This window comes from Ruegeria sp. BG9, from assembly GCF_056538305.1.
On sequence record NZ_JBQFSY010000008.1, the window covers coordinates 60,343 to 85,024 of the forward strand.

Here is a 24,682-nt window from a genome sequence, read left to right on the forward strand (position 1 = left end):
GTCCATCCCGAACGCGACAGTCTGAGTATCCAAAAGGGATTAACCGCCACTCATACGACCGTGACGGTGCTGTTGCATCAGGCTGCTGGGTCGGCGCGCCCAAGTAGCTGCACGCCGTTGATCTTCCAGCCATTCTCCTGCTGGATCATCTGATAGTCGAGAATGTGAACCGCGCCATCGCCATCGGTGATCATGACCTTCTGCCACATCGCGCCTGCGACCTCGCGCAGTTCCAGAAACCGCACATCAGAGGGACGCCAGACCATGGGATAGCCATTGCGTACCATCGCTCCGAAATTGTCCGGGTTTCCGAATAGACGCTGAATATTGGGGCTGGCAAAGGTAAAGGCGGTGGCGAAATCATCCGCCTTAAAGGCCTGAATCTGGGCCGCGATATTGGCCTCGATCTCGGTATTCTGGGCAAACGCACCCGAGGCCAAACCAGCACTCAGGGACAGGGCAAGCAGTAAACGACGCATGGGGCTACCTCCTGACGGAACGGTAGCCCCATGCGGGATCAGGTCAAATCAGACCAGCTCTCCGGCCAAGGCCTTTTCGATCAGCGCGATCGTTTCCGGCACGCCATAGAGGGCAATGAAGCCACCAAAACGCGGGCCTTGCGAGGCCCCCAACAGCACCTCGTAGAGGGCAGTGAACCAACCACGCATCGGGTCAAACCGCTCGCGCCCGATGGAATAGACCACCGATTGCAGCGCCTCGTCTTCGGCTGGACCGTCATAGGCCTCGAGCGCGGCTTTCAGAGCCTCCAACGCCTCGCGCTCTTGCTCCGTCGGGGCGCGGTGCTTGCGCGTTGGTTTGACGAAATCGTTGAAGTAGCGCACGGCAAAACCGGCCGCCTGATCCAGATCGGGGTGGCTCTCGGCGGTCGCCTCAGGCGCGTAACGGCGGATAAAGCCCCAAAGCGCCTCTTTGTCTTCTGCCCCGGAAACCGACGCGAGGTTCAGCAACATGGCAAACGGTACGATCAAGGTCGATTCCGGGACATCACCGCCATGGATATGCCAGACTGGATTGTTCAACTGAGCCTTCAGCTCCTGCCCCGGATAGGCCCGCAGCTGCTGATGGTATTCATCATAGGCCTTGGGAATGACGTCGAAATGCATCCGCTTGGCCGTCTTGGGCTTTTGATACATGAAATACGACAGGCTTTCCGTCGGCGCATAGGTCAGCCATTCGTCAATCGATACGCCATTGCCGGACGATTTCGAGATTTTCTGGCCGTTTTCATCCAGAAACAGCTCATACGAGAAATGCTCGGGCGCGCGGCCACCCAAAGCACGGCAGATCGCGTCATAGATCTTTTCGTTGGTGGCGTGTTCCTTGCCGTACATCTCAAAATCGACGCCCAGCGCAGCCCAGCGCGCGCCAAAGTCCGGCTTCCACTGCAGCTTGACGTTGCCGCCTGTGACGGGAACGGTCCATTCCTTGCCCGTCTCATCATCAAAGGTCACGGTGTAGGTCTCGGCGCAGACCTTTTTCATCGGTACATACATCACCCGCCCGCTTTCGGGATGCAGAGGCAGGAAGATCGAATAAGTTTGCTGCCGTTCTTCACGGAGACTTTTCAGCATGATCGCCATAATCTCGTCATAGCGTTCGACAGCACGCTTAAGAATCTCGTCAAATTGTCCGGACTCGTAGAATTCCTTCGCCGAATAGAACTCATACTCGAACCCAAAGGTGTCGAGGAATCGGCGTAGCATAGCGTTGTTGTGCGCCCCAAAGCTTTCGTATTCACCGAATGGATCGGGAACCGAAGTCAGCGGACGCTGCAGGTGCTGCTCCAGAATCTCCGGGTTCGGCACGTTGCTGGGCACTTTTCGCATACCGTCCAGATCGTCCGAAAAACAGATCAGCTTGGTTGGTATATCCGACAGCGCTTCAAACGCGCGCTTGACCATCGTGGTTCGCGCGACCTCCCCAAAGGTGCCGATATGCGGCAGACCCGAGGGGCCATAGCCGGTCTCGAACAACACAAACCCCTTCTCCGGAGCGTTCTTCTGATAGCGTTTGAGCAACCGGCGCGCCTCTTCGAAAGGCCAGGCCTTGGACGACATTGCGGTTTCACGCAGTTCAGACATCAGATTTGCTCCATCGGGAAAAACAGCGCCGGTCGCCCTTTGCAACCGACCGGCCCCTCCTATTGTGCCGGTGCAGCATGAGTCAATAAAAGCACGGGGTTTTTCTAGCGCCGCCCACTGCAAATAAGCATAAGCTCAGTGTGCAGAACCATTTTGAAATCCCGGGCAACGCGGTAACCTTCCGAAAAGATACACTGCACAAGCACGAGGTGCCTGATGAACCGCCCAGATATTTTTGCTTTTTTGCTCATCCTAGCGGTTAGCATCGCATCAGGCCCCAGATCGGCGACGTCGCAGCCAAGCGAAGATGTACAGACTTGGCCGAGAGGGGCGCTGCGGTTGGAAACTCCCATTCCCGACCTAAGTGCATTGAACCACCGGCCTGCGGGCCGTCACGGTAAAATACAGGCCGTTGGCGATGAGCTTTTCTTCGCGGATGGTACCCCGGCCCGATTTTGGGGGGCGAACCTTCAAGCCTATGCGCTGTTCACGACCGAAACTCGTTTCATGCGGGCCCACGCCCAACGCCTTTCTCGGTTGGGCTTCAATCTGGTGCGCATCCACCACCACGACTCGCATTGGGTGCAGCCCAATATCTTTGGCAACGAAGCGCAGACAACCCGCAAGCTCGATGCCTTCTCATTGAAAAAACTGGACCAATGGATCGCGGCACTAAAGGCCGAGGGCCTTTACATCTGGCTCGACCTTCATGTCGGTCGCAGCTTTACACCCGAAGACGGGGTCGAGGATTTCGAAGAGATCGCCAAGGGTGAGACCTCGATTCGCGTCAAGGGATTCAGCTACATTTCACCAAGCATCGAAGCGCTGATGCTTGAATTTCAGGACAAGTATCTACGACACATCAACAAGATAACTGGGCTATCCTACGCAGAAGATCCTGCGGTCATTGCCGTTATGATCACGAACGAAAATGATCTGACACATCACTTCGGAAATGCGCTGCTGCCAGACAAGAACGTCCCCCTGCATAACGCTGTCTATATGGAGGCCGCGCACGAATTTGCCGTGGAACACGGCCTTGATCCGGAGCTCACCTGGCGATCCTGGCTGCACGGGCCGTCCAAGCTGTTTCTCAACGAACTTGAACGCCGCTTCAATGACCGAATGATCGAGAATATTGAAGCGACCGGGTTTGAGGGTCTGATCACCACAACCAGCCTGTGGGGGGGGATGTCGGTCGCCGGGCTGCCCTCTCTCACGCGCGGCTCCATGGTTGACGGGCATAGCTATGGAAGCTCAAGCGAAGTTTATTACGACCCAAGAACGCAGTCCGGCTTTCTGGATTGGCTGTCTATTGGACAAGTGGTCGGAATGCCGTTCAGCATTTCCGAGTGGAACATCGGAGAATTTCCCGGCGACGACAGGTTTATTGCACCACTCAATGTCGCCGTGCGTGCCGCCCATCAGGGATGGGATGCCCCTATCGTCTATGGTTATGCGCAGCAGCCCTTGAATGGCCCGCTTCGCCCCACCAACTGGAGCATGGCCGAAGACCCCGCGATGATGGCCATGATGCCTGCGGCTGCTCTTCTCTATCGGCAGGGCCATGTGCGCCTTGCGGAAAAGACTTATGCCCTTTGCCCCGATCACGAGGCCTTTTTTGGCAGTTCGATAACGCCGGCATCCTCGGTCGGGATACGAACAATCGTCGAGCAAAGTAGATTGGTCACCTGTATGCCGGACACGCCGGCACTGCCTTGGTTGCAAGCCTCGGTACTGGAGGAGCAGCAACATGAAATACTCGATACCGAACACTCTTACCTGGAACCGGACGCTCAAACCGTTGCGGCGGATACCGGTGATTTTTATAGGGCATTCAACGATGGCCTGATTGTCATCGACACGGCCAAGACCCAGGCCGCCGCAGGACACCTTTCGGACAAAACGGTCGCAACCACGAATGTAGCTTTCGAGGTCGAGAACCCAACTGCGGCTGTTGTTGTCCAAAGTCTTGATGATGAAGAGATTACAACTTCAGGACGTATTCTGGTCTCACTGGCCGGCCGCGCAGTTCCGGAAGAACTCTCCTTCCGGATTGAGCCCTTAGTCGGACGGCTTCAGATAAAAGCATCGCCTAGGCTAACGCTTCGCTTCCCCGACCAGAAAAAAGCCGCCGTGGGAGCACACAGTTTTCAGGACGGTGTGCATGTCATTGACCTTGAAAAATTGGGCACCGGGAACTGGTTTTATCTCGAATAGAAATCCGGGGGCAGCATGAAACCCGTGCGCACCCACATTCCAATTGAACCTTCCAACTCCCCCTCCTGTCGTGTCGGTGCAGCATGAGTCAAAAAAGCACGGGGTTTTTCTTAGGGCCAAGGCCGATTCAACCGGTCAACTGGTCCAGTTTCGCCGCCCAGATAAAGTCATTCTCGCTGAGTCCGCCGATTTCATGGGTTGTCAGCCTGACATCCACATAGCCCCAGCCGAACGAGATATCGGGATGGTGGCCCTGCTGATCCGCCAGCCATGCACAAAGATTGGCCAGATATGTCGCCTTAGCGAAACCCTTGAACGCGAAGTGGCGGCTAAGCTCGGTCGACCCGACATTCAGTGTCCATTCCGATGACAGCTCGCCCATATGAGCATTCGCCTCGTCTGCCGTCAGGGCTGGAATGCCGCCGGAACAAGGTACGCACGTACGGTCTGACAAGTTGCAGGTTTGTCCTGTTGTGGTCATTTTCGATCACTCCGCTGCTGTTGCTTTGGGTGGGAACTTGTTGGGCAATAGACCGAGCGACTGCGCCTGTCTTACATCTGCCAACAGGTCCCTGTCGGCCGCGGCGAACAGCGCCTCGGGGTCTTGCAGAACAAAGTAGCCCATCTGGTGCATGTCGATCCGGTATGGAGTACGCAGGATCGTCAGCACGTCGAACGGGTCCCGGTCCGGCATATCACTTTCGACCGCATAGACAAGTTCAGTGGGCGAGGACGCCAGCCCCGATCCAAGCGCTTTGATCTCACCGTCTTGCCACCGTAACCCGAACTCGATCGAGAACCAATAGAGCCGGATCAGCCAAGCATAGTCCTTCGGCCCAGCCTGCACCCCGGCCTTGCCGATGGCCTGACTGAACGCCGCAAATCTGGGATCGCTGAGCAAGGGCGTATGCCCAAAGATCTCGTGAAAGATGTCCGGCTCTTCAATATAGTCGAAATCCTCGCGTGAGCGGATAAAGGACGCTGCCGGAAACACTCTGTCGGCCAGCATCCCGAAGAAGGTTTCGAACCCAATCAGCGCTGGCACGGGCTGAACCCGCCATCCGGTCAGGTCCAACAAACGTTCCGAGATATCCTTGCAAGAGGGCACACGGGTCTTCGGCAACTCCAACCGTTTCAGGCCGTCGAGATAGTCGCGCGCCATGTATTTCTGCACGTTGTCCTGCTGCGCCGAGTAGAGATCAGCCCAAACGGCGTCCTCTTCAGCCGTATACGCGATATGACCCTTCGCATCGGCGATTTTAGCGCGGTATTTCGTTGATTTCGGCATCTTCTCCTCCCCTTCACAAATATTCTATTCAAGGGCGGTGGCGAATTCAGTTTCTATAAATGGGAAAATCGCTTATAGTTGAACGGATCATTTTGCATTGAGGTCAAAATTGGCACAAACGTTTCATCCTGCTGATCTGGCCATCCTGCAACAGCTGCAAACCGATGGCCGGTTGTCGATGCAGGAACTTGCAGACCGCACAGGCCTGTCGGCCTCGCAATGCTGGCGTCGGGTGCGGGATCTTGAGGCATCGGGCGTTATATCGGGCTACTCTGCGCAGGTCCGCGCCAAGTCTGTCGGACTGAACGCAATTTCTTATATCCACGTCGCGTTGCAGAGCCATCAGGAAGACAACATCAATGCCTTCCTCCGTCTGGTTGAGACAGAACCTCAGATCGTGGAATGCGCGTCGATTACCGGAGATCATGACTTCCTACTCAAGGTCTATGCCAAATCGCCCGAAGATCTTGAGCTTTTCATAATGCAGTGCCTTCTGAAGTCAGGCCTGGTCCGTGACACCCGTAGCAATTTCGTGCTGCGCCAGACCAAAACGCGGGGACCACTGCCAATTCTCTGACACACACAGGCAAAAGCCGTTGAACCCGTCCGCCAGCCCTCCTATCGTGCGACGGCAGCAAATGACTCAGGACGACCCAATGACCGATCAAATTCCACACCCGATGTCTCCGCAAGATTGCCTTGTGGCGATCATGGTCGCGATCTCGGCGTCGGATGAGACGATCCGCACCGCCGAACTGGTCAAGATCGAAGGCGCGGTGAATATGCTGCCTGTGTTTGCGGGTTATGACATCGACCGCACCCGCCGGGTTTCGCAAATCGTTTTCGACCTGTTCGAACAGGAAGATGGGTTGGATGCCCTGTTCGGCCTGATCCGTGACAATTTGCCAGAACGCCTGAACGAAACCGCCTATGCGCTGGCCTGCGACGTGGCCGCCGCAGACGGTTCACTGGCCGAGACCGAGCTACGTTTGCTGGAAGAAATCCGCTATGAGCTGAACATCGACCGCCTGCACGCAGCCGCGATCGAACGCGGTGCCCGCGCGCGCCACGCGGTTTAGGCTCAACTGCCGTAGAGAGACCCCCAGCGTTCAATCAGCGCCCGCTGAAGCTTGCGCGACCGGCGGTTCCAACTACGGGCACCTTCGGGACGCTCGCGTTGTTCGCGCGGGATCGTGGCGCGGTGGTCCACATCTGCGGTAAAGATCGCAAAGGCCAGTTCGGACCCGTCGGCCGTGGTCAGAAAGCCGCCAAGACCCGAGACGAAGTTCAGCGTTCCGGTTTTTGCATTCACCTTGATGGGGTGATCCTTGACCGCCCGACCCTGACTATCGGTCAGCGTGAAAGGCTTGAGCAAGGGCCGCAGCGCCCCGGTTTTGCGCGCAGCAACAAGCGCCTTCACCAAATCGCCGGGAGGCATGCGAGACGCATCACCCAGGCCCGAATGATCCACCATGGCGATTTGACTGGCCCCATAGCTCTCAGCCGCCCAGCGGTTCATCTCAGCCGCCGAGTCCGCCAGATCACTCGGCCTGACCCCGCGTGCTTTCGTAGCCGCCATACCAACCATTTCTGCAGTTAGATTGGTCGAGTATTTCAGCATCCCTCTCAGGATGCTCTCCAACCGGTCGCTCTGGTGGACAACCAACGCAGTGCCTTTCGGGGTTTCCTGCGTGACTTGCACCCGACCCAGAACAACCCCGTTTGAACGGGCAAGCGTGCGAAACACATCGCCCGCATAAAGTGAAGGTTTTCGAACAGGCAACCAACGTGCGCCGCCATTGCCCAGCGCGCCTTTGGCCACGGTCCAGCGGTCCTGACGCGCGCTGGGTTGGTAGGTGTAGATCGGCAGGCTGCGCGGTTCGACCCGCATCACAGCCATATCGACATCTGGACGGTACTTGGCGCTGCGCGCATCCATCGTGACGTTGTAATTCGTCCCGGCCCGCTTCCATTCGAAATGAACGCGGTTGAAGTTCAAAGAAATTCCACTGATCGCCGGGCTATAGCCCAGATGATCTGGCTGCCCAGGGTCGATGCTGAACACGTAGGGCAAGGCTCCGTCATAGACTTTGAACGCCCCGCGAACTTCGGTCACCCCAGCCTCGCGCAGATTGGCTGCCATGCTTGCCAATGCATCTGTATCCAGCAGAGGGTCTCCGCCGCCGACAAGGATCAAGTCGCCCTTTAGAATGCCATTCTCAATTGGCCCATCCGCCAGAAGCTTGGTCTCAAAGCGATGATCTGGCCCCAGAACGTCCAACGCATAGAGCGCGGTCAGCGCCTTGCCCACACTGGCCGGAGGCAACCCGGCCTCACCCCCCAGCGCCTCAAGCTGGGTGCCCGTCTCAACATCTGCCACTGCAAAGATCACATCGCCCCGCAGCCCGGCTGCGCGCACGAACCGCTCTGCCCCGGTCAGCTGAGGTCCACGGGCCTGAGGCCGCAAGGACACCAAGGGGGCCTGCGCAAAGGCAGCAGCGGGGATCGCAGCTGCGCTCAACCCTGCAAGAAACAAACGGCGTGAAATACGATCAACCATGGGTCAATTAAAATCCCAGAGATGAAATTTGGACAACCATTGCATGAGAATATGCAGGCAATGTGGCTATTCGGGCAACACTCCGTTCGCCCAGATGCCGCGATTGCGAAGATCAGTTGAACTGAGATTTACCATCGGCACGTTCACGAAACACCATGCCGGCGCCTGCGCGCGTCCCAATAGATGCCGCGCCTGCCCGTCAATTCTGTAGGGTGCGTAGACCCGCGCCGCTGGCGACATCCGCGCGGAAATTCGATCCCCCGGTCGCGCCACAACGCCTACGGGGACGCTGTCCATGATCAGCCGCCAGTCCTTCCATTGGTGAAACTGCGCCAGATTGTCGGCCCCCATTATCCAGACGAACCGAACTTGAGGATAAAGCCGCCGGAGGGCCACCAGAGTATCCGCCGTCGCCCGCGTACCCGTCAGCGCCTCGATATCCGTAACGTCCACCCGAGGGTGCTGCATCACCGCCTGCGCGGCCCTTAACCGACGCGGCAAAGGCGCAGGCCCTTGCTGTTTCAGAGGGTTACCCGGAGAAACCAGCCACCACACACGATCCAAACCGAAAGCCTTCATCGCCTCAAGCGTGACATGCACATGACCTTGATGCGGAGGATCAAAGGACCCTCCGAACAGCCCAATGACCTGTCCGGGCCGAGCATAGGGTATCTGGTTGCGCAACATGCTTTGCTGTTGTTCAGAAGTGAAGCAGCTTGTCAATCAATCGGTTGCACCCTATCGCCCACCCGAACGCGTCCAGGGCGCACCACTTCCGCACACCACCCGCCATGCCCACGCACGGCAGAATAGCCGCCTTTTCCCAGCGCTTCCTCCATCCGGCTGCAAGGTGCGCAGATCACGGTAAAGCGCAGAACCGCCTCACCTACCTGCACCTCTCGGCCTTTAAGCGCGGAGAGGTTAATCCCCGAAACCACCAGATTGCGCCGCAATATCTCTGGCGCAATCGGCCCTTGTCCTAGATACGAGCCAATCGCCGCCAAATGCTCTTGCTGGATCAAGGTCACCGCCCTCTTTCCCGTGCGACTGCGATCTCCATCCAAACCATTGGTGCAAATCATAGCGGCACCTAAGGTGATGATCTCCGTCCGCCGGGCTGGACGCAAACCAATCCAATCGACCCGACCGGGCTTTGCCCACCCGGAAATCAAATCCGCAAGTTCTGACATCTCACGCGCCTCTCAAACCGAAGCCACTCTAGCCCGCCCAAGGTCTAAGCAAAAATCACGAAACCACCAGCTTGCCCCGCCCGCCCCGCTTGGATATCAAGCGTTTCAACCCAATTTCCCCGACCCAGAGGACGCGACATGGCCGCCTATCAATATGTCTACCACATGCAGGGTGTCTCCAAGACCTATCCCGGTGGCAAGAAGTGCTTTGAAAACATCCACCTGAGCTTTTTGCCCGGCGTGAAAATCGGTGTCGTCGGCGTCAATGGCGCGGGTAAATCGACACTGATGAAGATCATGGCGGGCCTGGACACCGATTTCACCGGTGAGGCATGGGCGGCCGAGGGAGCCAAAGTGGGCTATCTGCCGCAGGAACCGCAGCTGGATGAATCGCTGACCGTCCGCGAAAATGTCATGCTGGGCGTGGCCGCAAAAAAGACCAAGGTCGACCGGTTCAACGAAATCGCCATGGAGATCGCTGAGAATTATTCGGACGAGTTGATGGAAGAGATGACCACCCTGCAGGACGCGATCGACGCGGAAAACCTGTGGGACCTCGACAGCCAGATCGACGTCTCGATGGAGGCGCTGCGCTGCCCGCCGGACGACGCCAATATCGCTAACCTCTCGGGTGGCGAGAAACGCCGCGTGGCGCTGTGCAAGCTGTTGCTGGAAGCACCCGACATGCTGCTGCTGGACGAACCGACCAACCACCTGGACGCCGAGACCATCGCCTGGCTGCAACAGCACCTGATCGACTACAAAGGCACCATCCTGATCGTCACCCACGACCGCTATTTCCTGGATGACATCACCGGCTGGATTCTCGAGCTCGACCGTGGCCGGGGTATTCCTTACGAGGGCAACTACTCCGCGTGGCTGGAACAAAAGGCCAAACGGCTGGAGCAGGAAGCGCGCGAGGACAAGTCCAAGCAGAAGACCCTCCAGCGCGAGCTGGAATGGATGCGTCAGGGCCAAAAGGCCCGTCAGGCCAAATCCAAAGCCCGGATCAACGCCTATAACGAGCTGGCCGAACAGTCCGAGCGCGAAAAGCTGACCCGTGCCCAGATCGTCATCCCCAACGGCCAGCGCCTTGGTGGCAAGGTGATCGAGGTCGAGGGGCTGTCGAAACACATGGGCGACAAGCAGCTGATCGAAGGGCTGGACTTTGCCCTGCCCCCCGGCGGCATTGTCGGCGTCATCGGCCCCAACGGTGCAGGTAAATCGACCCTGTTCAAGATGCTGACCGGTCAGGAACAACCCGACAGCGGCACCATCACGCTGGGCGACACGGTCGAGCTGTCTTATGTCGACCAGTCCCGCGATGACCTTGCCGACAACGACACCGTGTGGGAGGCGATCACCGGCGGCGCTGAGATCATTCAGCTGGGCGACGCGCAGGTCAATTCCCGCGCCTATTGCTCGTCTTTCAACTTCAAGGGCGGCGATCAGCAGAAAAAGGTCTCTCTGCTATCAGGGGGTGAGCGCAACCGCGTCCACATGGCCCGCCTGCTGAAAGAGGGCGGCAACGTCCTGCTGCTCGACGAACCGACCAACGACCTCGACGTCGAAACCCTGCGCGCGCTGGAAGACGCGCTGGTCGATTTCGCCGGCTGCGCCGTGGTGATTTCCCACGACCGCTTTTTCCTCGACCGGATCTGCACGCATATTCTGGCCTTCGAGGGTGACGCCCATGTGGAATGGTTCGAGGGCAACTTCGAGGATTACGAAGAGGACAAAAAGCGCCGTCTGGGACCGGACGCGCTGGAGCCTAAACGGTTGAAGCATAAGAAGTTTGCGCGGTAGATCATGCCAATGGAATGGGAACGGATATCCGAGAGCATTCCATATTTGGACAGCGAAAGAACGATAGAGTTCGTAGTAGGCGACTACGCCTACTCGCTTCTTCTTGATCCATCTCTACCCAACAGAATTCGGCTAACAAACAAAGAAACAAGCGGAAATTGGATCGTGGAAGTAGCCAGAACCAGTCGGGGACTGCTACGGCTTGATGGAATTGCGTTTGGTGCCCCCGGTATTGAGCAAAGTGATTGTTGGTTTAGGTTAGAAACTGGGACGCGAAGTAAGATCACTTATTGGGGTGATAGTGTTGTCCTAAGAACCGACGAAACCACGAGTGGAATAAACGGATGACAACCGGCAATTCGTACCAACCGATCCCGGACTGATCGGCTCGATTTCATCGCTAGCATGCTTGCAAAACTGACTATTTCGAACAAACCCGCAAAGGCATCCCGTTAAAGATTTTTTGGCACTGCGAGAAGTGTTGTAGGTGTCGGGCTCGAGCCCGACCTACAAATTGCGCGTATCTACACTACGACTCTCCGAGCTTGCCAAAGGTAAAACCATCACTCCACTATGGACCCACTCGACCCGCGCGGATGTCGCGATGGATCGACGAATACGGCTAATCGGTTGGATGTTCTACGAGCCTATGCTTGACCGAATTGCTACAACAATACGCCTTGTCGTTGCGGCAATCCGTTTCACTACGGATACGGTGCTTCCAAAACTTGTGTTGCCAAATAGTCGCTTAGCGTTTGTTCCGCCGTAGGCCGGGCTTCAGCCCGGCATATCTGCCACTTGGTACGACGGGCAGGTTTGACGTCGCGAGTGCCGGGCTTAAGCCCGAACTACGACTTGGTTTGTCTACACACTTAGTTAATCGAGCTTTGATTGTGCCCCAACGCGTCGAGTAACCCGCATCCCCCGGTGGCAAAGTCCAAATTGCGTTAAGATGATCGGGCAAGACCACATAGGCATCGCACCAGAAAGCCAGCTCATATCGCGGAGTCCCAAAAGCCGCACGCGAATGCGCAACGTTTCGCACCAACAAATCGGACGACCTGTCGGCCAGCGAGACAATGAATAAATTCTTCGCTCCGGGTATTCGAGCGCGGCGGTAGTTTCTCATAAAGGCATCCCAACGCGCTCGTGGCTGCCAACGCGTTAACCGATTCCGCCCTTGCCACACCGCCACCCCAATGCCATATCCAAAGGGCTAACGTTTTTCTATTTCGACCCACTGTCTCCTTCTACGGCGCTCAGTCATTCGATCCAGACCGACGACGCCAGGCTGCCGCATCCACGTGGGCAGCACTAAACAGGAGACACGGAAATGCCTGCAGGCACCGTTAAATGGTTCAACACCACCAAAGGCTACGGCTTTATCGCACCCGAAGATGGCGGCAAAGACATCTTCGTTCACATCTCGGCTGTCGAGCGTTCGGGCCTGACCGGTCTGGCCGACAACCAGAAAGTCACCTACGAGCTGCGCTCGGGTCGTGACGGTCGCGAAAGCGCAGACAATATCGAACTGGCATAAGTCACTCAGACGGGCGGGGGTAAACCCCGCCCTTTTTTGTGGCCGAAAGGCCTCATATCACAATTTCGTAATATCTGCCCCATAATTGACCAATTAAGATATCATTCTGGAATTCGAGTGATGATTTTTCAGGTCAATTCAAGAGGCGCACATGTTTACACGTCGTGTTTTTCTGGCCGGAACGGCCCTGAGCCTTCTCCCCGGTATTGCCGTTGCCAAGAAGGCTGCCGAGTATGATCCCACACCGCAATTTGTCCGGATCAAAAAGCAGTTTCAGCCGGGGCAACTGCTGGTCGTGCCGCGATCATTCTACCTGTACTACGTGACCGAACCGCGCAAGGCGGTCCGCTATGGCTGTGGTGTCGGCAAAGCCGGGTTGGAGTTCACCGGCACTGCGACCATCGACGTGAAGAAGGAATGGCCCACCTGGCGTCCTACGCAAGAGATGATCGAGCGGGATCCGGTGGCCTATGCCCGTTTCAAGGATAACGACTATGTTCAGCCCGGCGGGGGCGACAATCCGTTGGGCGCGCGCGCGCTCTATCTATTCCAGAACGGGGTAGACACCTATTTCCGTATCCACGGCACAACGCAGCCCCAGACGATCGGGCGGGCCGCGTCGAACGGATGTATCCGGATGATGAACGAACACGTGGTAGATCTCTACAACCGTGTGCCGATCGGAACGGTCGTCACAGTGGTTTGACGGCCCCTAGCCCTGTTCACCCGACATCTTGACCAGTTCCAGCACGGATGGGCCAAGCGCCTCAACAATCCGCGCGACGCCTTGGGCATTCGGGTGAATCCTATCAGGCTGCATGTATTGGCTGACTGCGTTCGGATCACCACTCGAGGCGAGACCGTCAAAGAAACTCTCGGCGTAGAGGACATCAAACTGTTCAGCCAAATCCGGGTAGATCGTGTCGAACGCCTGTTTGTAGTCCGGACCATAGTTGCCGGGGGCCTGCATGCCGATCAGCAAAACGTCGACATCGCTTGTTTCAGCCGCGCTCAGGATTGCGGTCAAGTTGGCGCGCGACAGATCGGGGTCGAGGCCCCGCAGCAAGTCGTTGCCACCCAGCGCAACGATCATCGCGTCCACATCCGGCGTCAAAGTCCACTCGACCCGCGCCGCGCCGCCCGCCGTTGTATCCCCCGAGACACCTGCGTTGATCAAACGAACCTCGGCCCCGTTCGCCTGCAGCCAGCGTTCCAGCTGTGGGACAAACCCATCCTGTTCGACCAGCCCATAGCCTTGGGTTAGCGAATCCCCCAATGCGGCAATCACCACGGGCTCGGCTGTTGCAGTATAGCCCCAACTGACAAACAGCCCTGAAACCAGAACCTTGCGCAGAGCTACAAACGCTCCATATCCCAATTGACTGCCCTCCGATGGAAAGACCAATGACTTCAGCTGTTCTTACGCTCCAAAATGCCTCTTTGTCTCTAGATGGCAATGCCGGGCGGGTCGATATCCTGCATGAAATCTCTCTGTCCGTGACGAAGGGTGAGAGTCTGGGGCTGATCGGGCCATCCGGGTCGGGCAAATCTTCGCTGCTGATGCTGATGGGCGGGTTGGAGCAAGCGACCGGCGGTCGCGTCTCGGCTTTGGGTCAGGATCTGACTACAATGGATGAAGATACTCTGGCCCGCTTTCGACGCGACACGATGGGTATCGTGTTCCAGAACTTCCATCTGATCCCCACCATGACGGCACTGGAAAACGTTGCCACCCCACTGGAGCTGGCTGGCCACAAGGACGCATTCACCCGCGCCGAAGCAGAACTCGACACCGTCGGTCTGTCCCATCGGCGCGACCACTATCCGGCGCAATTGTCCGGGGGTGAGCAGCAGCGGGTTGCTCTGGCCCGCGCCTCGGCCCCGCGCCCTCAGATCCTGCTGGCGGATGAGCCGACGGGCAATCTGGATGAAACCAACGGTGCTGCAATCGTCGATCTTTTGTTCGGTCTGCGGGACAAGCACGGCGCGACCTTGGTATTGGTCACGCACAGCCCATCGCTGGCGGCGCGCTGCGACCGCGTTGTGCGCATGCGCGATGGCCGCATCTCGGATGAGACCAAGCAAGAGGCCGCGGAATGAGTCTGCGACTGGCCGGACGGCTGGCACGTCGTGAACTACGCGGAGACCTGCGCGGCTTTCGTATTTTCCTCGCCTGTCTCGCCCTTGGGGTTGCCGCCATCGCTGCGGTCGGCTCGGTCCGCTCGGCCATCCAGACAGGGTTGACGCAGGAAGGGGCTGCCTTGCTGGGCGGAGACGCGCAGCTTGAGTTCACCTATCGCTTTGCCAGCGACGAAGAACGGCGCTGGATGGACGAGACCGCGCAACAAGTGTCCGAGGTTGTCGATTTCCGGTCGATGGCTGTCGCCGCGCAAGACACCGGAACCGAGCGGGCGCTGACACAAGTCAAAGCGGTAGATGGCGCTTACCCTTTGGTGGGATCTGTCACTCTGGCCCCAGAGATGCCACTGGACAACGCTTTTGCGGGCGCAGACGGCCTGCCTGGTGCCGTCATAGCCCCCGAATTGATCGATCGGATGGGGCTGACGGTCGGCGATCGCTTCGCCTTAGGCACGCAGGAGTTTGTCCTGATGGCGGCCCTGAATCACGAGCCAGACGGTGCCGCGGACGGGTTCGCCCTCGGGCCAAGAACACTGGTCCGAACCGAAGACTTGCAAACGTCGGGGCTATTGGCCCCGGGCACCCTGTTTTCGACCAAATACCGCCTTAACCTGCCCAAAGGTACTGATCTTGCAGACCTCAACCAGCAGGCCAAGGAAGCCTTCGATGGCACCGGCATGCGCTGGACCGACGCCCGCAACGGGGCACCTGGAATCACTGAATTCGTCAACCGCCTCAGCGCGTTTCTGGTTCTGGTCGGCCTTTCGGGGCTGGCAGTCGGAGGCATAGGTGTATCCGCAGCCGTCCGAGCGTACCTGTCGCAAAAGACCGAAACCATCGCCACCTTGCGCACCTTGGGGGCCAACCGCGCGACGATCTTCCAGACCTATATGATCCAGATCGGGCTCTTGTCGGGCATCGGAATAGCCATCGGCGTAACATTGGGCGGGGTCTTACCGCTGGCCTTGGCTCCAATGATCGAAAGCATGCTGCCGATCCCGGCGGTTTTCGCCCTCTACCCGCAAGCTCTGGCCGAGGCTGCGATCTACGGCATTCTGACCGCTTTCCTGTTTACCCTCTGGCCACTGGCCCGAACTGAGGAAGTGCGCGCCGCCACCCTGTTTCGAGATGCGCTGACCACGGCCCGCGCCGCCCCCCGACCCATCTATGTCATGGCAACCGGTTTCGGGCTGGTCCTGCTGATCGCAATCGCCGCGTGGTTCAGCGGCTCGGCCCGACTGACGCTCTGGACCAGCGCTGGCTTGGTAGGCGCGCTCATCCTGCTTTACCTATCGGCCATCGCCATCGGTCGCCTCGCCCGGGCGGGCAAACCCGCCGCACGTGGTCGTCCCGCCCTGCGATGGGCGCTCTCGGCTATTTCCGACCCGCGGGAGGGCGCGGCATCGGTGGTCCTGTCCCTCGGTCTCGGCCTGTCTGTTCTGGCCGCTGTTGGGCAGATTGACGGAACCTTGCGCAATGCGATCTCGGGCAACCTGCCGGATGTCGCGCCGTCTTATTTCTTTGTCGACATCCAAAAAGACCAGATGCCAGGGTTCACCGAGCGTCTCGAAACCGACCCATCCGTCAGCCGCATCGAAAGCGCGCCGATGCTGCGTGGGATCATCACCCAGATCAACGGACGCCCCGCGCGCGACATAGCCGGGGACCATTGGGTTTTGGAAGGCGACCGGGGCATCACCTACTCGACCCGCCCGCCCGAAAACGCCCGCGTCACAGCAGGCGATTGGTGGGCCGAAGACTATTCCGGAGAACCGCAGGTCAGCTTCGCCGCAGAAGAGGCCGCGGAGATGGGCCTGACCCTTGGAGATGAACTGACGGTCAACATCTTGGGCCGAGATATCACAGCGCGTCTGACCTCATTGCGCGAGGTCGACTTTTCGACCGCGGGTATGGGCTTCATCATGTCCATGAACCCCTCGGCGCTGGCCGGGGCACCACACAGTTTCATCGCCACTGTCTATGCCGAGGAACAGGCCGAAACTGCGATCCTGCGCGATCTGGCCAACCAGTACCCCAATATCACCGCGATCCGGGTGCGGGACGCGATTGACCGGGTGTCGGGCCTGCTGGCCGGGTTGGCGGCGGCAACCTCCTACGGGGCAGGTGTCTCGCTTTTGACAGGGTTTCTGGTCCTGATCGGCGCAGCCGCCGCCGGAGAGCCTGCGCGACGCTACGAAGCCGCGGTTCTGAAAACACTCGGGGCGAACCGGCAGCGCATCCTGCAAAGCTTTGCTCTGCGTGCTGTCTTGCTGGGAGCAGCCGCTGGGGGAGTCGCCCTTGTGGTCGGAATTCTGGGGGGCTGGGCCGTCGCCACCTATATCTTCGACACCGGCTATACGGTTATATGGCCCTCCGCGGTTGGCATCGTGTTGGCCGGAATGGTCGTGACACTGTGTGCAGGGCTTGCCTTTGCCCTACGTCCGCTATCCGTACGACCAGCCCGCATCCTGCGCGCCAGCGATTGACGGCTTAGCGCGCGCAAGTGACGGGTTGCAGGATTTTCAACAAAGGATCGTTGTCACAAACCAACGCATCCAGCGTGATATCGTCCAGCGAGGCGTAAAACACCTCAGCCGCGTCTTTCAGCGCCAGCTTCAATCGACACGCTTCGGTCAGAGGGCAGGTGTTGTCGGCATCCGCAAAACACTCGGCAATCGGCAATGCGCCTTCCACATCCCGGAATACCGCCCCAACCCGGATCTCATCAGCCGAGCGCGCCAGCAACATGCCCCCATTGCGGCCCCGTTGGGTGCTCAGATAGTTCAACTGGCTCAACTGGTTGATCACCTGGGCCAAATGGTTCTCGGAAATGTTGCAGACCTCGGCGATCTCGGCCTTGGTCACCAGCCTTTCGGGATGTGCCGCGCAATACATCAACAGGCGCACGGCAATATTCGTCCGTTTGGTAATCCGCATAAGGGCCTCCCTAAATCAATGATGTGATCTTATTGCATGTCTGGCAAAAAAGCGGTTTGACATACATCAATCGACCCAAAGGACATCTCGCGCTGATGGCAGACCCCTATTTCTTTGGCTATGGCAGCCTCGTGAACCTGGCCACACATGACTTTCCCGATCCTCGGCCAGCAAAGCTCAAAGGTTGGCGGCGGGCATGGAAGCACACCGACTTGCGCTCAGTCGCGTTCCTGACGGCAGTCCCTGATCCGGATTCCGAGATCGAAGGTATGATCGCCCATGTGCCCAAAAACGACTGGGCCGCGCTGGATGAGCGTGAGTGGGCTTATGACCGAATTCCCGCCACGCAGTCGGTCGCGCACCCTCTTAAGCAGGATGTGGAAATCGCTGTTTATGCGGTGCCGAAGGACCGGCACAATGCGCCGACAGATCATCATCCGCTGCTGCTGAGCTACATAGACGTCGTCGTGCAAGGGTATCTGCGTATTTTTGGACCGGACGGGGCCGATCGGTTCTTCGCAACAACGGATGGCTGGGACGCGCCCGTCTTGAATGACAGGGCCGAGCCAAGATACCCGCGCCACCAACAGCTCAAACCTGACGAGACAGATTTTGTTGACGATCGCTTGCGCCGGGCGTCGGTGCGGGTCATTCAACCGCACCAACAAAAAGAGGCAGACGAACTGCCTGCCTCTTTCAAGTTCTAAGGTCCGGCAATCAGCCTCGCGCGCGGATCACTTGCAACAGTGGCAAGAGTGCCGCCATCTCAGGCCCGCGCTCCATCCCTGTCAACGCCTTGCGCAGCGGCATGAACAGGCCCTTGCCCTTACGGCCCGTGGCCTCTTTGACGGCCTTGGTCCAAGTGCCCCACGTGTCGCCATCAAACGGACCTTCCGGCAATAGCGCAATTGCCTCAGCGATGAAGTCACTATCCTCATCTGCGATCAGAGGCTCGGCCCCGTCCCGGCAAAGCTCCCACCAACCCTTTAGATCGGCCAGAGTGGTGATGTTCTCGCGCGCCATGGCCCAAAACGGCTCGGCCAGGTCAGCAGGAACGCCCGCCTCGGCAACGGCGTCTGCAACATCGGCCAGCGGAAGCGATTGCAGGTGCTTCGCCGTCAGCGGGAACAGGTCCTGCACATCGAACTTGGTCGGAGCCGCGCCAAAGCGGTTGATATCGAACCCATCGATCAGCTCGGCCATCTCGGACCGCAGCTCAACCGGGTCAGACGAGCCCAGACGCGCCATCAAGCTCAGCAGAGCCATCGGCTGCACGCCTTGCTCCCGCAGATCACGCAGGGCCAGCGTGCCCAGACGTTTCGACAGCGCCTCACCCTGCGGACCGGTCAGCAGCGAATGGTGCGCAAAACGGGGGCAGTTGCCGCCCAGCGCCTCGATGATCTGAATCTGCGTTGCTGTGTTGGTGACGTGGTCCGAGCCGCGTACCACATCGGTCACGCCCATCTCGGTATCGTCCACGACAGACGCAATCGTATAGAGCACCTGACCGTCACCCCGGATCAGCACCGGATCGGAAACCGAGGCCGCATCGATCGAGATGTCGCCCAGAATGCCGTCATTCCACTCGATGCGCTCGTGATCCAGCTTGAACCGCCAGACGCCATTGCCACGCTCGGCGCGCAGCGCGTCTTTCTCGGCATCGCTCAGGTTCAGCGCAGCACGGTCATAGACCGGCGGCTTGCCCATGTTCAGCTGCTTCTTGCGCTTGAGGTCCAGCTCGGTCGGCGTCTCAAACGCCTCGTAAAACCGGCCCATCTCGCGCAGCTTGTCAGCGGCTTCGGCGTAGCGGTCCAGACGTTCGGACTGACGCTCGACCCGATCCCAGTGCAGACCCAGCCACTCAAGATCCTGTTTGATCGCGTCGACATATTCCTCTTTCGAGCGCTCAGGATCGGTATCGTCGATGCGCAGGATGAAGGTGCCGCCTGCTTTGCGGGCGATCAGGTAGTTCATCAGAGCGGTGCGCAGGTTGCCCACATGGATATAACCGGTGGGCGACGGGGCGAAACGGGTGGTTGTCATGGGTGTCTCCTGTTGGCGCGGCTCTTGTCACAAAGGCGCGTTTTTGTCCAGCAGGCGTTTCGGACTACCCAAGTTCCGCAGGACCCCCCAGATCGCAAGATGAACAAATATTAACACGCAATGTTCATCCACGCAGACTAAGTACCGGTGTATAAGGTGGCACGCGACCCGAAGCGAACTACCTTTTTCGCTGGCGTTCTGACAGGGAGACTAAGAAATGGCCATCAATTTAACACGCAGAGCGGCCCTGGGCGCCGCAGCAGCCCTTCCATTTGCATCCGCAGCGACCCCACTTTTGGCGGCCGGAGCCGAGACAAAGGCGAACTCGACCATCGCAAGATCATTCCAGCTGGGCGACTTCACGGTCACAACCCTGCTGGATGGCAGCTTGCCGCGCGACGGTGCGCAGGAAATCTTCGGTGGCGGCGCCTCGGATGAGGAATTCGCCAAAGTATCAGCCGAAAACTTCATCTCGCCTGACGTGGCACAGTTCTTTTTCACGCCGACTCTGGTGAACACAGGCTCAGAGCTGATCCTGTTCGATACCGGACTTGGTCAGGGCGGCATTCAGGCCGCTTTGGCAGATGCAGGTGTCACGCCTGATCAGATTAACGTGGTCGTGCTGACCCATATGCACCCGGACCATATCGGCGGCATGACCACCAATGACGCGCCGACATTCCCCAATGCCCGCTATGTCACTGCGGCACCCGAATATGATTTCTGGTCCGCTCAGGAAGCCGGGAACCGGGTCGGCGATCTGGTTGCTGCCAAGGTCACCCCCCTGGCCGAGAAGATGACCTTTATTGAGGATGGCGGCGACGTGGCCTCGGGCGTGACGGCGATGGCGACCTTTGGGCATACCCCCGGTCACATGGTTTATCACCTGGAAAGCAACGGCCAGCGTCTTATTCTGACTGCGGACCTTGCCAATCACTATGTCTGGTCCTTTGCGCACCCAGAATGGGAAGTTCGGTTCGACATGGACAAAGCCGCCGCAACGGAATCACGCCGTAAGATTTTGGGCCTGCTGGCCGCCGACAAAGTACCGATGATCGGCTATCACATGCCCTTCCCGGGCGCTGGCTATGTCGAAACCCGTGGCGACGGCTTCCGCTTTGTGCCCGTCAGCTATCAAATGATGGGCTAAGCCTTCAATACCCTGGGTCCGGCCGGACCTTTGAGCCATCGGTAAATCGAGACAGGCGAAACGCGGCCGGATCCACACAGGGCGTTCTGTGCATGACCAGATCTGCCATCAGCAGACCCGCACCGGGGCCGATGCCGAAGCCGTGGCCAGAAAACCCGGTGGCAATGAACAGACCCGGCAGATCATCGGCCGACGACATCACCGGGATCGCGTCCGGTGTCACGTCAATCATCCCCGCCCAGCTTTGGACGATCTCGGCCTGCTCCAGCGCCGGATAACTCTTGCGCGCATTAGCCCATGCGCCCCGTATAACCTTTTGCGACGGCGCTGGATCCAGCACGCGGCAATGTTCGAACGGAGTCACATCGGTGGGCAGCCAGCGCCGATCCTCTCGCGCCTCGGTCGCCCAGCGGCCTGACAGGCGAAAACGCAGCGATCTCCATTCCTGCGCGAATGCTGGCAGGAACTTGAGGGCCAGCCGGAAACTGTCGGGCACGATATCCACCGTGTTTTCATGACCCGAAGCGATGGTATAGCCACCATCGGCCCGCTTTCGGATTGCAAACCCATCCGACCACAGCGCGACCTCGGGCCCTTCGGCCACCGGCGACACGCGCATGACCGTGTTCAGCACCTTCAGTTGAGGCAAGTCGAACCCCGCGTTTCCGGCGAACAGGCGCGACCAAGCCCCACCGGCTAAAACCACCCGGTCACACGCCACGCGGCCCCGTTCCGTGTAAACTCCGGCGACGCGGCCCGCTTGCATATCGACGCTACGGACGGCGCAATTGGTCATGACGATCGCCCCACGATCACGCGCGGCCTCAGCGATGGCGGGGGCGGCCCATTGCGGCTCGGCCCGACCGTCTTGTGGCATATAAAGACCGCTTGAGATATCCGACTGCGCCCCGGGCATAAGCTCGGCCAGTTCGGCCCCGACGACGATCCGCGCGCCAGTGTCTAACCCATCGACATGGCGCATCCAACGTTCAAGATTGCGCGCATCTCGCTGGCCTGAGGCCCCAAAGAGAATTCCTGATTGCGTGTAGCCGGTCTGACGCCCGGTCCGGTCCTCCATCCCTCGCCAAAGGCGCAGCGATTCCTGCATCAGAGGGATCTCCCTCGGGTCGCGCATACCAAGACGCACCCATCCCCAATTGCGAGAGCTCTGCTCGCCAGCGATCTGACCCTTTTCACAGAGCAGGACCGAAACGCCCCGCTCGGCCAGCTCCAAGGCTGTCGACACACCGACAATACCGCCGCCGATCACGACGACATCGGTTTGTTTCGGCAATGAAAGATCGGAGTCGAAAACAGTAGGCTTGGGACCGGGCATCAAAAGCTCATGGACAATCGCATGGACCGCCATGGAGACCGACCACTGAGCCGCTGGCAACCGGTTTTTTGAGGATCACAACAGGATTGTGCAGACCTGTGGCGCGCACGCCAAAGGTGCCGCGAAATACGCCGCACCTTCTAAGACTTTAGCCTAGCAATTTACGCCGCGCCTGACAGCTCAGCCCATTTCTGACGCAGATTGGCCGAGAACCCGCTCGCCTTGGGCTTTGACCCGGTCCTGACCTCTTCTTGAGGGACGAGATCAGGGAATTCAGGACGCTTCATCGGCGCGACATTCTGCTGACCTGCATCTTCCCTCAGCATGTCCGCAATGGCCGCATCCAGTTTCTCCTCGTCCAACTCTTGGGGAGGAGATTCCATCGTATTCAGCGCACGCGGCGCGTGAAGCGATTTATCATATTGCTCATTCATCGTAACACCACACTGTTCACTCAGACATCCCACCCGGATGTGGCGTCGTCAGGCTAAAGACAGTTTGCCATGACCCTGCGCCCCTCGCAGAAATACGTCACACCCGCCTCACATGAGGCAATATCCAAGCATAAATGTGGCGGAAAAACGCCGCAAAAACAAGGACAGCCTGCGGATCACCTAGGAAAATTAGCGGGGCACGCACGGCATCGGAAACAATGCGAGAGCTCAGAGTGGCACTACACCACAAATAGGAAACAATGTGCCTTATTTACCCCTGATCACGCCAACGATTCACGATCGGATAGCGACGGTCCAACCAGAAGGCCCGGCTGGTCAGGCGCGTGCCGGGGGCGGATTGGAACCGTTTATACTCGCTGATGTAAATCAGATGCTCGACCCGTTTAGCATCGGCCTCATCGAAACCGGCCGAAACACAATCAGCAATCGAGCCATCCTGATCGACCAGGATTTCCAAGATGCCATCCAGAACCGGATAGTCCGGAAGGCTGTCGCTGTCCTTCTGATCTTCACGCAGCTCGGCGCTTGGGGGTTTGTCGATGACCGACGGTCGGATGACCTCGCCTTCACGCCCCCTCATCCAGTCGCGATGATTGGCGTTGCGCCAGCGGCAGGTCTCGAACACGCGGGTTTTGTAGAGGTCTTTGATCGGGTTGTAGCCCCCGTTCATGTCGCCATAGATGGTGGCATAGCCCACGGCGACCTCGGATTTGTTGCCGGTGGTCAAAAGCATCTCTCCAAACTTGTTCGAGATCGCCATCAGCAACACACCGCGCAGGCGCGATTGGATGTTCTCTTCGGTCAGATCGGCATCGCGACCAGTGAACAGAGGGGCCAGAGTCTCAGTCACCGCCGCGCGGCTGTCCGAGATCGGCACATAGTCGTAGTGAACACCCAGTGCCTTGGCGACCGCCTCGGCATCGTCCAGCGAGGCTTGGCTGGTGTATTCCGATGGCAGCATCACGCAGCGCACATTGTCAGCGCCAATCGCGTCAACGGCGATGGCCGCAACCAAGGCTGAATCGACCCCGCCTGAAAGCCCAAGAACCGCCTTTTTGAAACCGGTCTTGCCCATGTAGTCGCGCAAGGATTGGACCATGGCACGGTAGTCCTGCTCCCACACATCCGGTTGGGGCACGATCTCGGCCGGAACGATGCGCCAGCCGTCATCACCACGCTCAAGATCTACATGGCGTATCGCTTCGTCGAATACAGGCATGCGGAAGGCAAGCTCACCACCCGGGTTCAGACCGAAAGTTGCTCCATCAAAAACCTGATCGTCCTGCCCACCAACCATGTTCAGATAGATCAGCGGCAGACCGGTCTCGACCACGCGGGCCACCATGTGGTTCAGACGCACATCGTATTTGTCCCGAAAATAGGGCGAGCCGTTGGGGATCAGCAGAAACTCGGCCCCGGTTTCCTCCAGCGTCTCAGCCACATCCGGGTGCCAGCCATCCTCGCAGATCGGGCTACCGATGCGGAAATTGCCCACCGAGTATGGCCCACCCAGCGGGCCGGAATCATAAAGACGGACCTCATCAAAAACGGTTTCGTTCGGCAGATGGTGTTTCAGGGACTTGCTGGTGATTCGGCCACCATTCAGGATCAGATACGCATTGTAGAGGCTTTCATCCTCGACCCACGGCCCGCCGATGGCGATGGCGGGACCCTCGGCGCAGTCCACGGCCAATGCCTCAATCGCGGCCATGGCAGCGCGGTGAAACACAGGCTTCATCACAAGGTCCTGCGTGTTGTAGCCGGTGATGAACATCTCGGGGAAAGCCACCATATCGGCCCCGGCCTCGCGGGCCTCCTGCCACGCTGCGCGCGCTTTGGCAGCATTGCCGGGAATATCCCCCACGGTGGGGTTAAGCTGCGCCAGAGTGATGCGGAAACGGTCGGCCATGCTGCCC

General features: G+C 58.7%; 23 protein-coding genes. 10 read left to right on the top strand and 13 right to left on the bottom strand.

From position 1 onward, the window contains the following. Positions 1-77: 77 nt before the first annotated feature. Entirely contained in the window at positions 78-479 is a 402-nt protein-coding gene (locus tag ACR0I8_RS14560; RefSeq protein ID WP_170378812.1) for a DUF4864 domain-containing protein, read from the bottom strand. Between the two features lie 48 nt (positions 480-527). Then, positions 528-2,102 carry a lysine--tRNA ligase gene (locus ACR0I8_RS14565; RefSeq protein WP_170691405.1) on the bottom strand — a complete coding sequence of 525 codons (1,575 nt, stop codon included), beginning with the start codon at positions 2,100-2,102 and terminating at the stop codon, positions 528-530. 216 nt (positions 2,103-2,318) lie between these two features. Here ACR0I8_RS14565 and ACR0I8_RS14570 point away from each other — a divergent pair, with 216 nt between their 5' ends. Continuing rightward, the gene (locus tag ACR0I8_RS14570; RefSeq protein WP_480703316.1) at positions 2,319-4,322 is read left to right on the top strand and encodes a cellulase family glycosylhydrolase; all 2,004 of its coding nucleotides are present in this window, start codon (positions 2,319-2,321) and stop codon (positions 4,320-4,322) included. 127 nt (positions 4,323-4,449) lie between these two features. Here the strand turns inward: ACR0I8_RS14570 and ACR0I8_RS14575 are convergent, their stop codons facing one another. After that, entirely contained in the window at positions 4,450-4,803 is a 354-nt protein-coding gene (locus ACR0I8_RS14575) for a 4a-hydroxytetrahydrobiopterin dehydratase (protein WP_170691407.1), read from the bottom strand. A gap of 6 nt (positions 4,804-4,809) precedes the next feature. Beyond that, a complete protein-coding gene (gene phhA, locus ACR0I8_RS14580; protein WP_170691409.1) occupies positions 4,810-5,610 on the bottom strand; it encodes a phenylalanine 4-monooxygenase in 801 nt (266 codons plus the stop codon). A gap of 109 nt (positions 5,611-5,719) precedes the next feature. On the opposite strand from phhA, the gene ACR0I8_RS14585 reads away from it, so the two are divergent. Continuing rightward, complete coding sequence (locus tag ACR0I8_RS14585) at positions 5,720-6,187, top strand: Lrp/AsnC family transcriptional regulator (protein ID WP_480703318.1); 468 nt, start codon at positions 5,720-5,722, stop codon at positions 6,185-6,187. 79 nt (positions 6,188-6,266) lie between these two features. Continuing rightward, positions 6,267-6,689, top strand: coding sequence for a tellurite resistance TerB family protein (locus ACR0I8_RS14590; RefSeq protein ID WP_170661134.1), 423 nt, complete (start codon positions 6,267-6,269; stop codon positions 6,687-6,689). A gap of 2 nt (positions 6,690-6,691) precedes the next feature. Here the strand turns inward: ACR0I8_RS14590 and dacB are convergent, their stop codons facing one another. The 3 genes from dacB to ACR0I8_RS14605 all read right to left on the bottom strand — a co-directional run bounded on the left by dacB (position 6,692) and on the right by ACR0I8_RS14605 (position 9,360). Beyond that, on the bottom strand, positions 6,692-8,170 hold the full coding sequence (gene dacB / locus ACR0I8_RS14595) for a D-alanyl-D-alanine carboxypeptidase/D-alanyl-D-alanine endopeptidase (RefSeq protein WP_170691410.1): 1,479 nt from the start codon (positions 8,168-8,170) through the stop codon (positions 6,692-6,694). A gap of 66 nt (positions 8,171-8,236) precedes the next feature. Next, on the bottom strand, positions 8,237-8,857 hold the full coding sequence (locus tag ACR0I8_RS14600) for a nicotinate-nucleotide adenylyltransferase (RefSeq protein ID WP_170691412.1): 621 nt from the start codon (positions 8,855-8,857) through the stop codon (positions 8,237-8,239). A 32-nt stretch (positions 8,858-8,889) separates the two neighbouring features. After that, positions 8,890-9,360 (bottom strand): MOSC domain-containing protein, encoded by a 471-nt coding sequence (locus ACR0I8_RS14605; RefSeq protein ID WP_170691414.1) that lies wholly within the window; start codon positions 9,358-9,360, stop codon positions 8,890-8,892. Positions 9,361-9,498: 138 nt separating this feature from the next. Between ACR0I8_RS14605 and ettA the strand changes: the two genes are divergently transcribed. From ettA to ACR0I8_RS14620, 3 genes are all read left to right on the top strand, one after another. Beyond that, positions 9,499-11,166 (top strand): energy-dependent translational throttle protein EttA, encoded by a 1,668-nt coding sequence (gene ettA / locus ACR0I8_RS14610; protein ID WP_170378836.1) that lies wholly within the window; start codon positions 9,499-9,501, stop codon positions 11,164-11,166. 1,333 nt (positions 11,167-12,499) lie between these two features. Beyond that, a complete protein-coding gene (locus ACR0I8_RS14615) occupies positions 12,500-12,706 on the top strand; it encodes a cold-shock protein (RefSeq protein WP_170378838.1) in 207 nt (68 codons plus the stop codon). Between the two features lie 151 nt (positions 12,707-12,857). Next, entirely contained in the window at positions 12,858-13,412 is a 555-nt protein-coding gene (locus ACR0I8_RS14620) for a L,D-transpeptidase (RefSeq protein WP_170378840.1), read from the top strand. Between the two features lie 6 nt (positions 13,413-13,418). Here ACR0I8_RS14620 and ACR0I8_RS14625 read toward each other — a convergent pair whose 3' ends face one another. Beyond that, positions 13,419-14,084 carry an arylesterase gene (locus ACR0I8_RS14625; protein ID WP_170378842.1) on the bottom strand — a complete coding sequence of 222 codons (666 nt, stop codon included), beginning with the start codon at positions 14,082-14,084 and terminating at the stop codon, positions 13,419-13,421. Positions 14,085-14,110: 26 nt separating this feature from the next. Here ACR0I8_RS14625 and ACR0I8_RS14630 point away from each other — a divergent pair, with 26 nt between their 5' ends. After that, complete coding sequence (locus tag ACR0I8_RS14630; protein ID WP_170691416.1) at positions 14,111-14,806, top strand: ABC transporter ATP-binding protein; 696 nt, start codon at positions 14,111-14,113, stop codon at positions 14,804-14,806. Continuing rightward, positions 14,803-17,331: an FtsX-like permease family protein gene (locus ACR0I8_RS14635; RefSeq protein WP_170691417.1), complete on the top strand. Its 2,529-nt coding sequence runs from the start codon at positions 14,803-14,805 to the stop codon at positions 17,329-17,331. Before ACR0I8_RS14630 ends, ACR0I8_RS14635 begins: the two co-directional genes overlap by 4 nt. A gap of 4 nt (positions 17,332-17,335) precedes the next feature. Here the strand turns inward: ACR0I8_RS14635 and ACR0I8_RS14640 are convergent, their stop codons facing one another. Beyond that, entirely contained in the window at positions 17,336-17,782 is a 447-nt protein-coding gene (locus tag ACR0I8_RS14640) for an Rrf2 family transcriptional regulator (protein ID WP_170691419.1), read from the bottom strand. A gap of 95 nt (positions 17,783-17,877) precedes the next feature. Here ACR0I8_RS14640 and ACR0I8_RS14645 point away from each other — a divergent pair, with 95 nt between their 5' ends. Then, the gene (locus ACR0I8_RS14645; RefSeq protein ID WP_170691421.1) at positions 17,878-18,489 is read left to right on the top strand and encodes a gamma-glutamylcyclotransferase family protein; all 612 of its coding nucleotides are present in this window, start codon (positions 17,878-17,880) and stop codon (positions 18,487-18,489) included. Between the two features lie 10 nt (positions 18,490-18,499). On the opposite strand, the gene gltX is transcribed toward ACR0I8_RS14645, so the two are convergent. Then, the gene (gene gltX, locus ACR0I8_RS14650) at positions 18,500-19,825 is read right to left on the bottom strand and encodes a glutamate--tRNA ligase (RefSeq protein ID WP_170691422.1); all 1,326 of its coding nucleotides are present in this window, start codon (positions 19,823-19,825) and stop codon (positions 18,500-18,502) included. A 217-nt stretch (positions 19,826-20,042) separates the two neighbouring features. Here gltX and ACR0I8_RS14655 point away from each other — a divergent pair, with 217 nt between their 5' ends. After that, positions 20,043-20,975, top strand: a complete 933-nt coding sequence (locus ACR0I8_RS14655) for an MBL fold metallo-hydrolase (RefSeq protein ID WP_170691424.1) — start codon at positions 20,043-20,045, stop codon at positions 20,973-20,975. Between the two features lie 4 nt (positions 20,976-20,979). On the opposite strand, the gene ACR0I8_RS14660 is transcribed toward ACR0I8_RS14655, so the two are convergent. From ACR0I8_RS14660 to ACR0I8_RS14670, 3 genes are all read right to left on the bottom strand, one after another. After that, positions 20,980-22,311, bottom strand: coding sequence for an NAD(P)/FAD-dependent oxidoreductase (locus tag ACR0I8_RS14660; RefSeq protein WP_170691426.1), 1,332 nt, complete (start codon positions 22,309-22,311; stop codon positions 20,980-20,982). Positions 22,312-22,472: 161 nt separating this feature from the next. After that, the gene (locus ACR0I8_RS14665; protein WP_480527608.1) at positions 22,473-22,694 is read right to left on the bottom strand and encodes a hypothetical protein; all 222 of its coding nucleotides are present in this window, start codon (positions 22,692-22,694) and stop codon (positions 22,473-22,475) included. Positions 22,695-23,016: 322 nt separating this feature from the next. Next, complete coding sequence (locus ACR0I8_RS14670; protein WP_170691427.1) at positions 23,017-24,675, bottom strand: NAD+ synthase; 1,659 nt, start codon at positions 24,673-24,675, stop codon at positions 23,017-23,019. Positions 24,676-24,682: the final 7 nt, after the last annotated feature.

Bases quoted from the DNA above. Each gene is read 5' to 3' on its own strand.
- gltX (WP_170691422.1), bottom strand. From the start codon at position 19,825: ATGACAACCACCCGTTTCGCCCCGTCGCCCACCGGTTATATCCATGTG.
- ACR0I8_RS14640 (WP_170691419.1), bottom strand. From the start codon at position 17,782: ATGCGGATTACCAAACGGACGAATATTGCCGTGCGCCTGTTGATGTAT.
- ACR0I8_RS14630 (WP_170691416.1), top strand. From the start codon at position 14,111: ATGACTTCAGCTGTTCTTACGCTCCAAAATGCCTCTTTGTCTCTAGAT.
- ACR0I8_RS14660 (WP_170691426.1), bottom strand. From the start codon at position 22,311: ATGCCCGGTCCCAAGCCTACTGTTTTCGACTCCGATCTTTCATTGCCG.
- ACR0I8_RS14575 (WP_170691407.1), bottom strand. From the start codon at position 4,803: ATGACCACAACAGGACAAACCTGCAACTTGTCAGACCGTACGTGCGTA.
- ACR0I8_RS14560 (WP_170378812.1), bottom strand. From the start codon at position 479: ATGCGTCGTTTACTGCTTGCCCTGTCCCTGAGTGCTGGTTTGGCCTCG.
- phhA (WP_170691409.1), bottom strand. From the start codon at position 5,610: ATGCCGAAATCAACGAAATACCGCGCTAAAATCGCCGATGCGAAGGGT.
- ACR0I8_RS14565 (WP_170691405.1), bottom strand. From the start codon at position 2,102: ATGTCTGAACTGCGTGAAACCGCAATGTCGTCCAAGGCCTGGCCTTTC.
- ACR0I8_RS14665 (WP_480527608.1), bottom strand. From the start codon at position 22,694: ATGGAATCTCCTCCCCAAGAGTTGGACGAGGAGAAACTGGATGCGGCC.
- ACR0I8_RS14645 (WP_170691421.1), top strand. From the start codon at position 17,878: ATGGCAGACCCCTATTTCTTTGGCTATGGCAGCCTCGTGAACCTGGCC.
- ACR0I8_RS14605 (WP_170691414.1), bottom strand. From the start codon at position 9,360: ATGTCAGAACTTGCGGATTTGATTTCCGGGTGGGCAAAGCCCGGTCGG.
- dacB (WP_170691410.1), bottom strand. From the start codon at position 8,170: ATGGTTGATCGTATTTCACGCCGTTTGTTTCTTGCAGGGTTGAGCGCA.
- ACR0I8_RS14615 (WP_170378838.1), top strand. From the start codon at position 12,500: ATGCCTGCAGGCACCGTTAAATGGTTCAACACCACCAAAGGCTACGGC.
- ACR0I8_RS14590 (WP_170661134.1), top strand. From the start codon at position 6,267: ATGACCGATCAAATTCCACACCCGATGTCTCCGCAAGATTGCCTTGTG.
- ACR0I8_RS14635 (WP_170691417.1), top strand. From the start codon at position 14,803: ATGAGTCTGCGACTGGCCGGACGGCTGGCACGTCGTGAACTACGCGGA.
- ACR0I8_RS14655 (WP_170691424.1), top strand. From the start codon at position 20,043: ATGGCCATCAATTTAACACGCAGAGCGGCCCTGGGCGCCGCAGCAGCC.
- ettA (WP_170378836.1), top strand. From the start codon at position 9,499: ATGGCCGCCTATCAATATGTCTACCACATGCAGGGTGTCTCCAAGACC.
- ACR0I8_RS14600 (WP_170691412.1), bottom strand. From the start codon at position 8,857: ATGTTGCGCAACCAGATACCCTATGCTCGGCCCGGACAGGTCATTGGG.
- ACR0I8_RS14670 (WP_170691427.1), bottom strand. From the start codon at position 24,675: ATGGCCGACCGTTTCCGCATCACTCTGGCGCAGCTTAACCCCACCGTG.
- ACR0I8_RS14570 (WP_480703316.1), top strand. From the start codon at position 2,319: ATGAACCGCCCAGATATTTTTGCTTTTTTGCTCATCCTAGCGGTTAGC.
- ACR0I8_RS14620 (WP_170378840.1), top strand. From the start codon at position 12,858: ATGTTTACACGTCGTGTTTTTCTGGCCGGAACGGCCCTGAGCCTTCTC.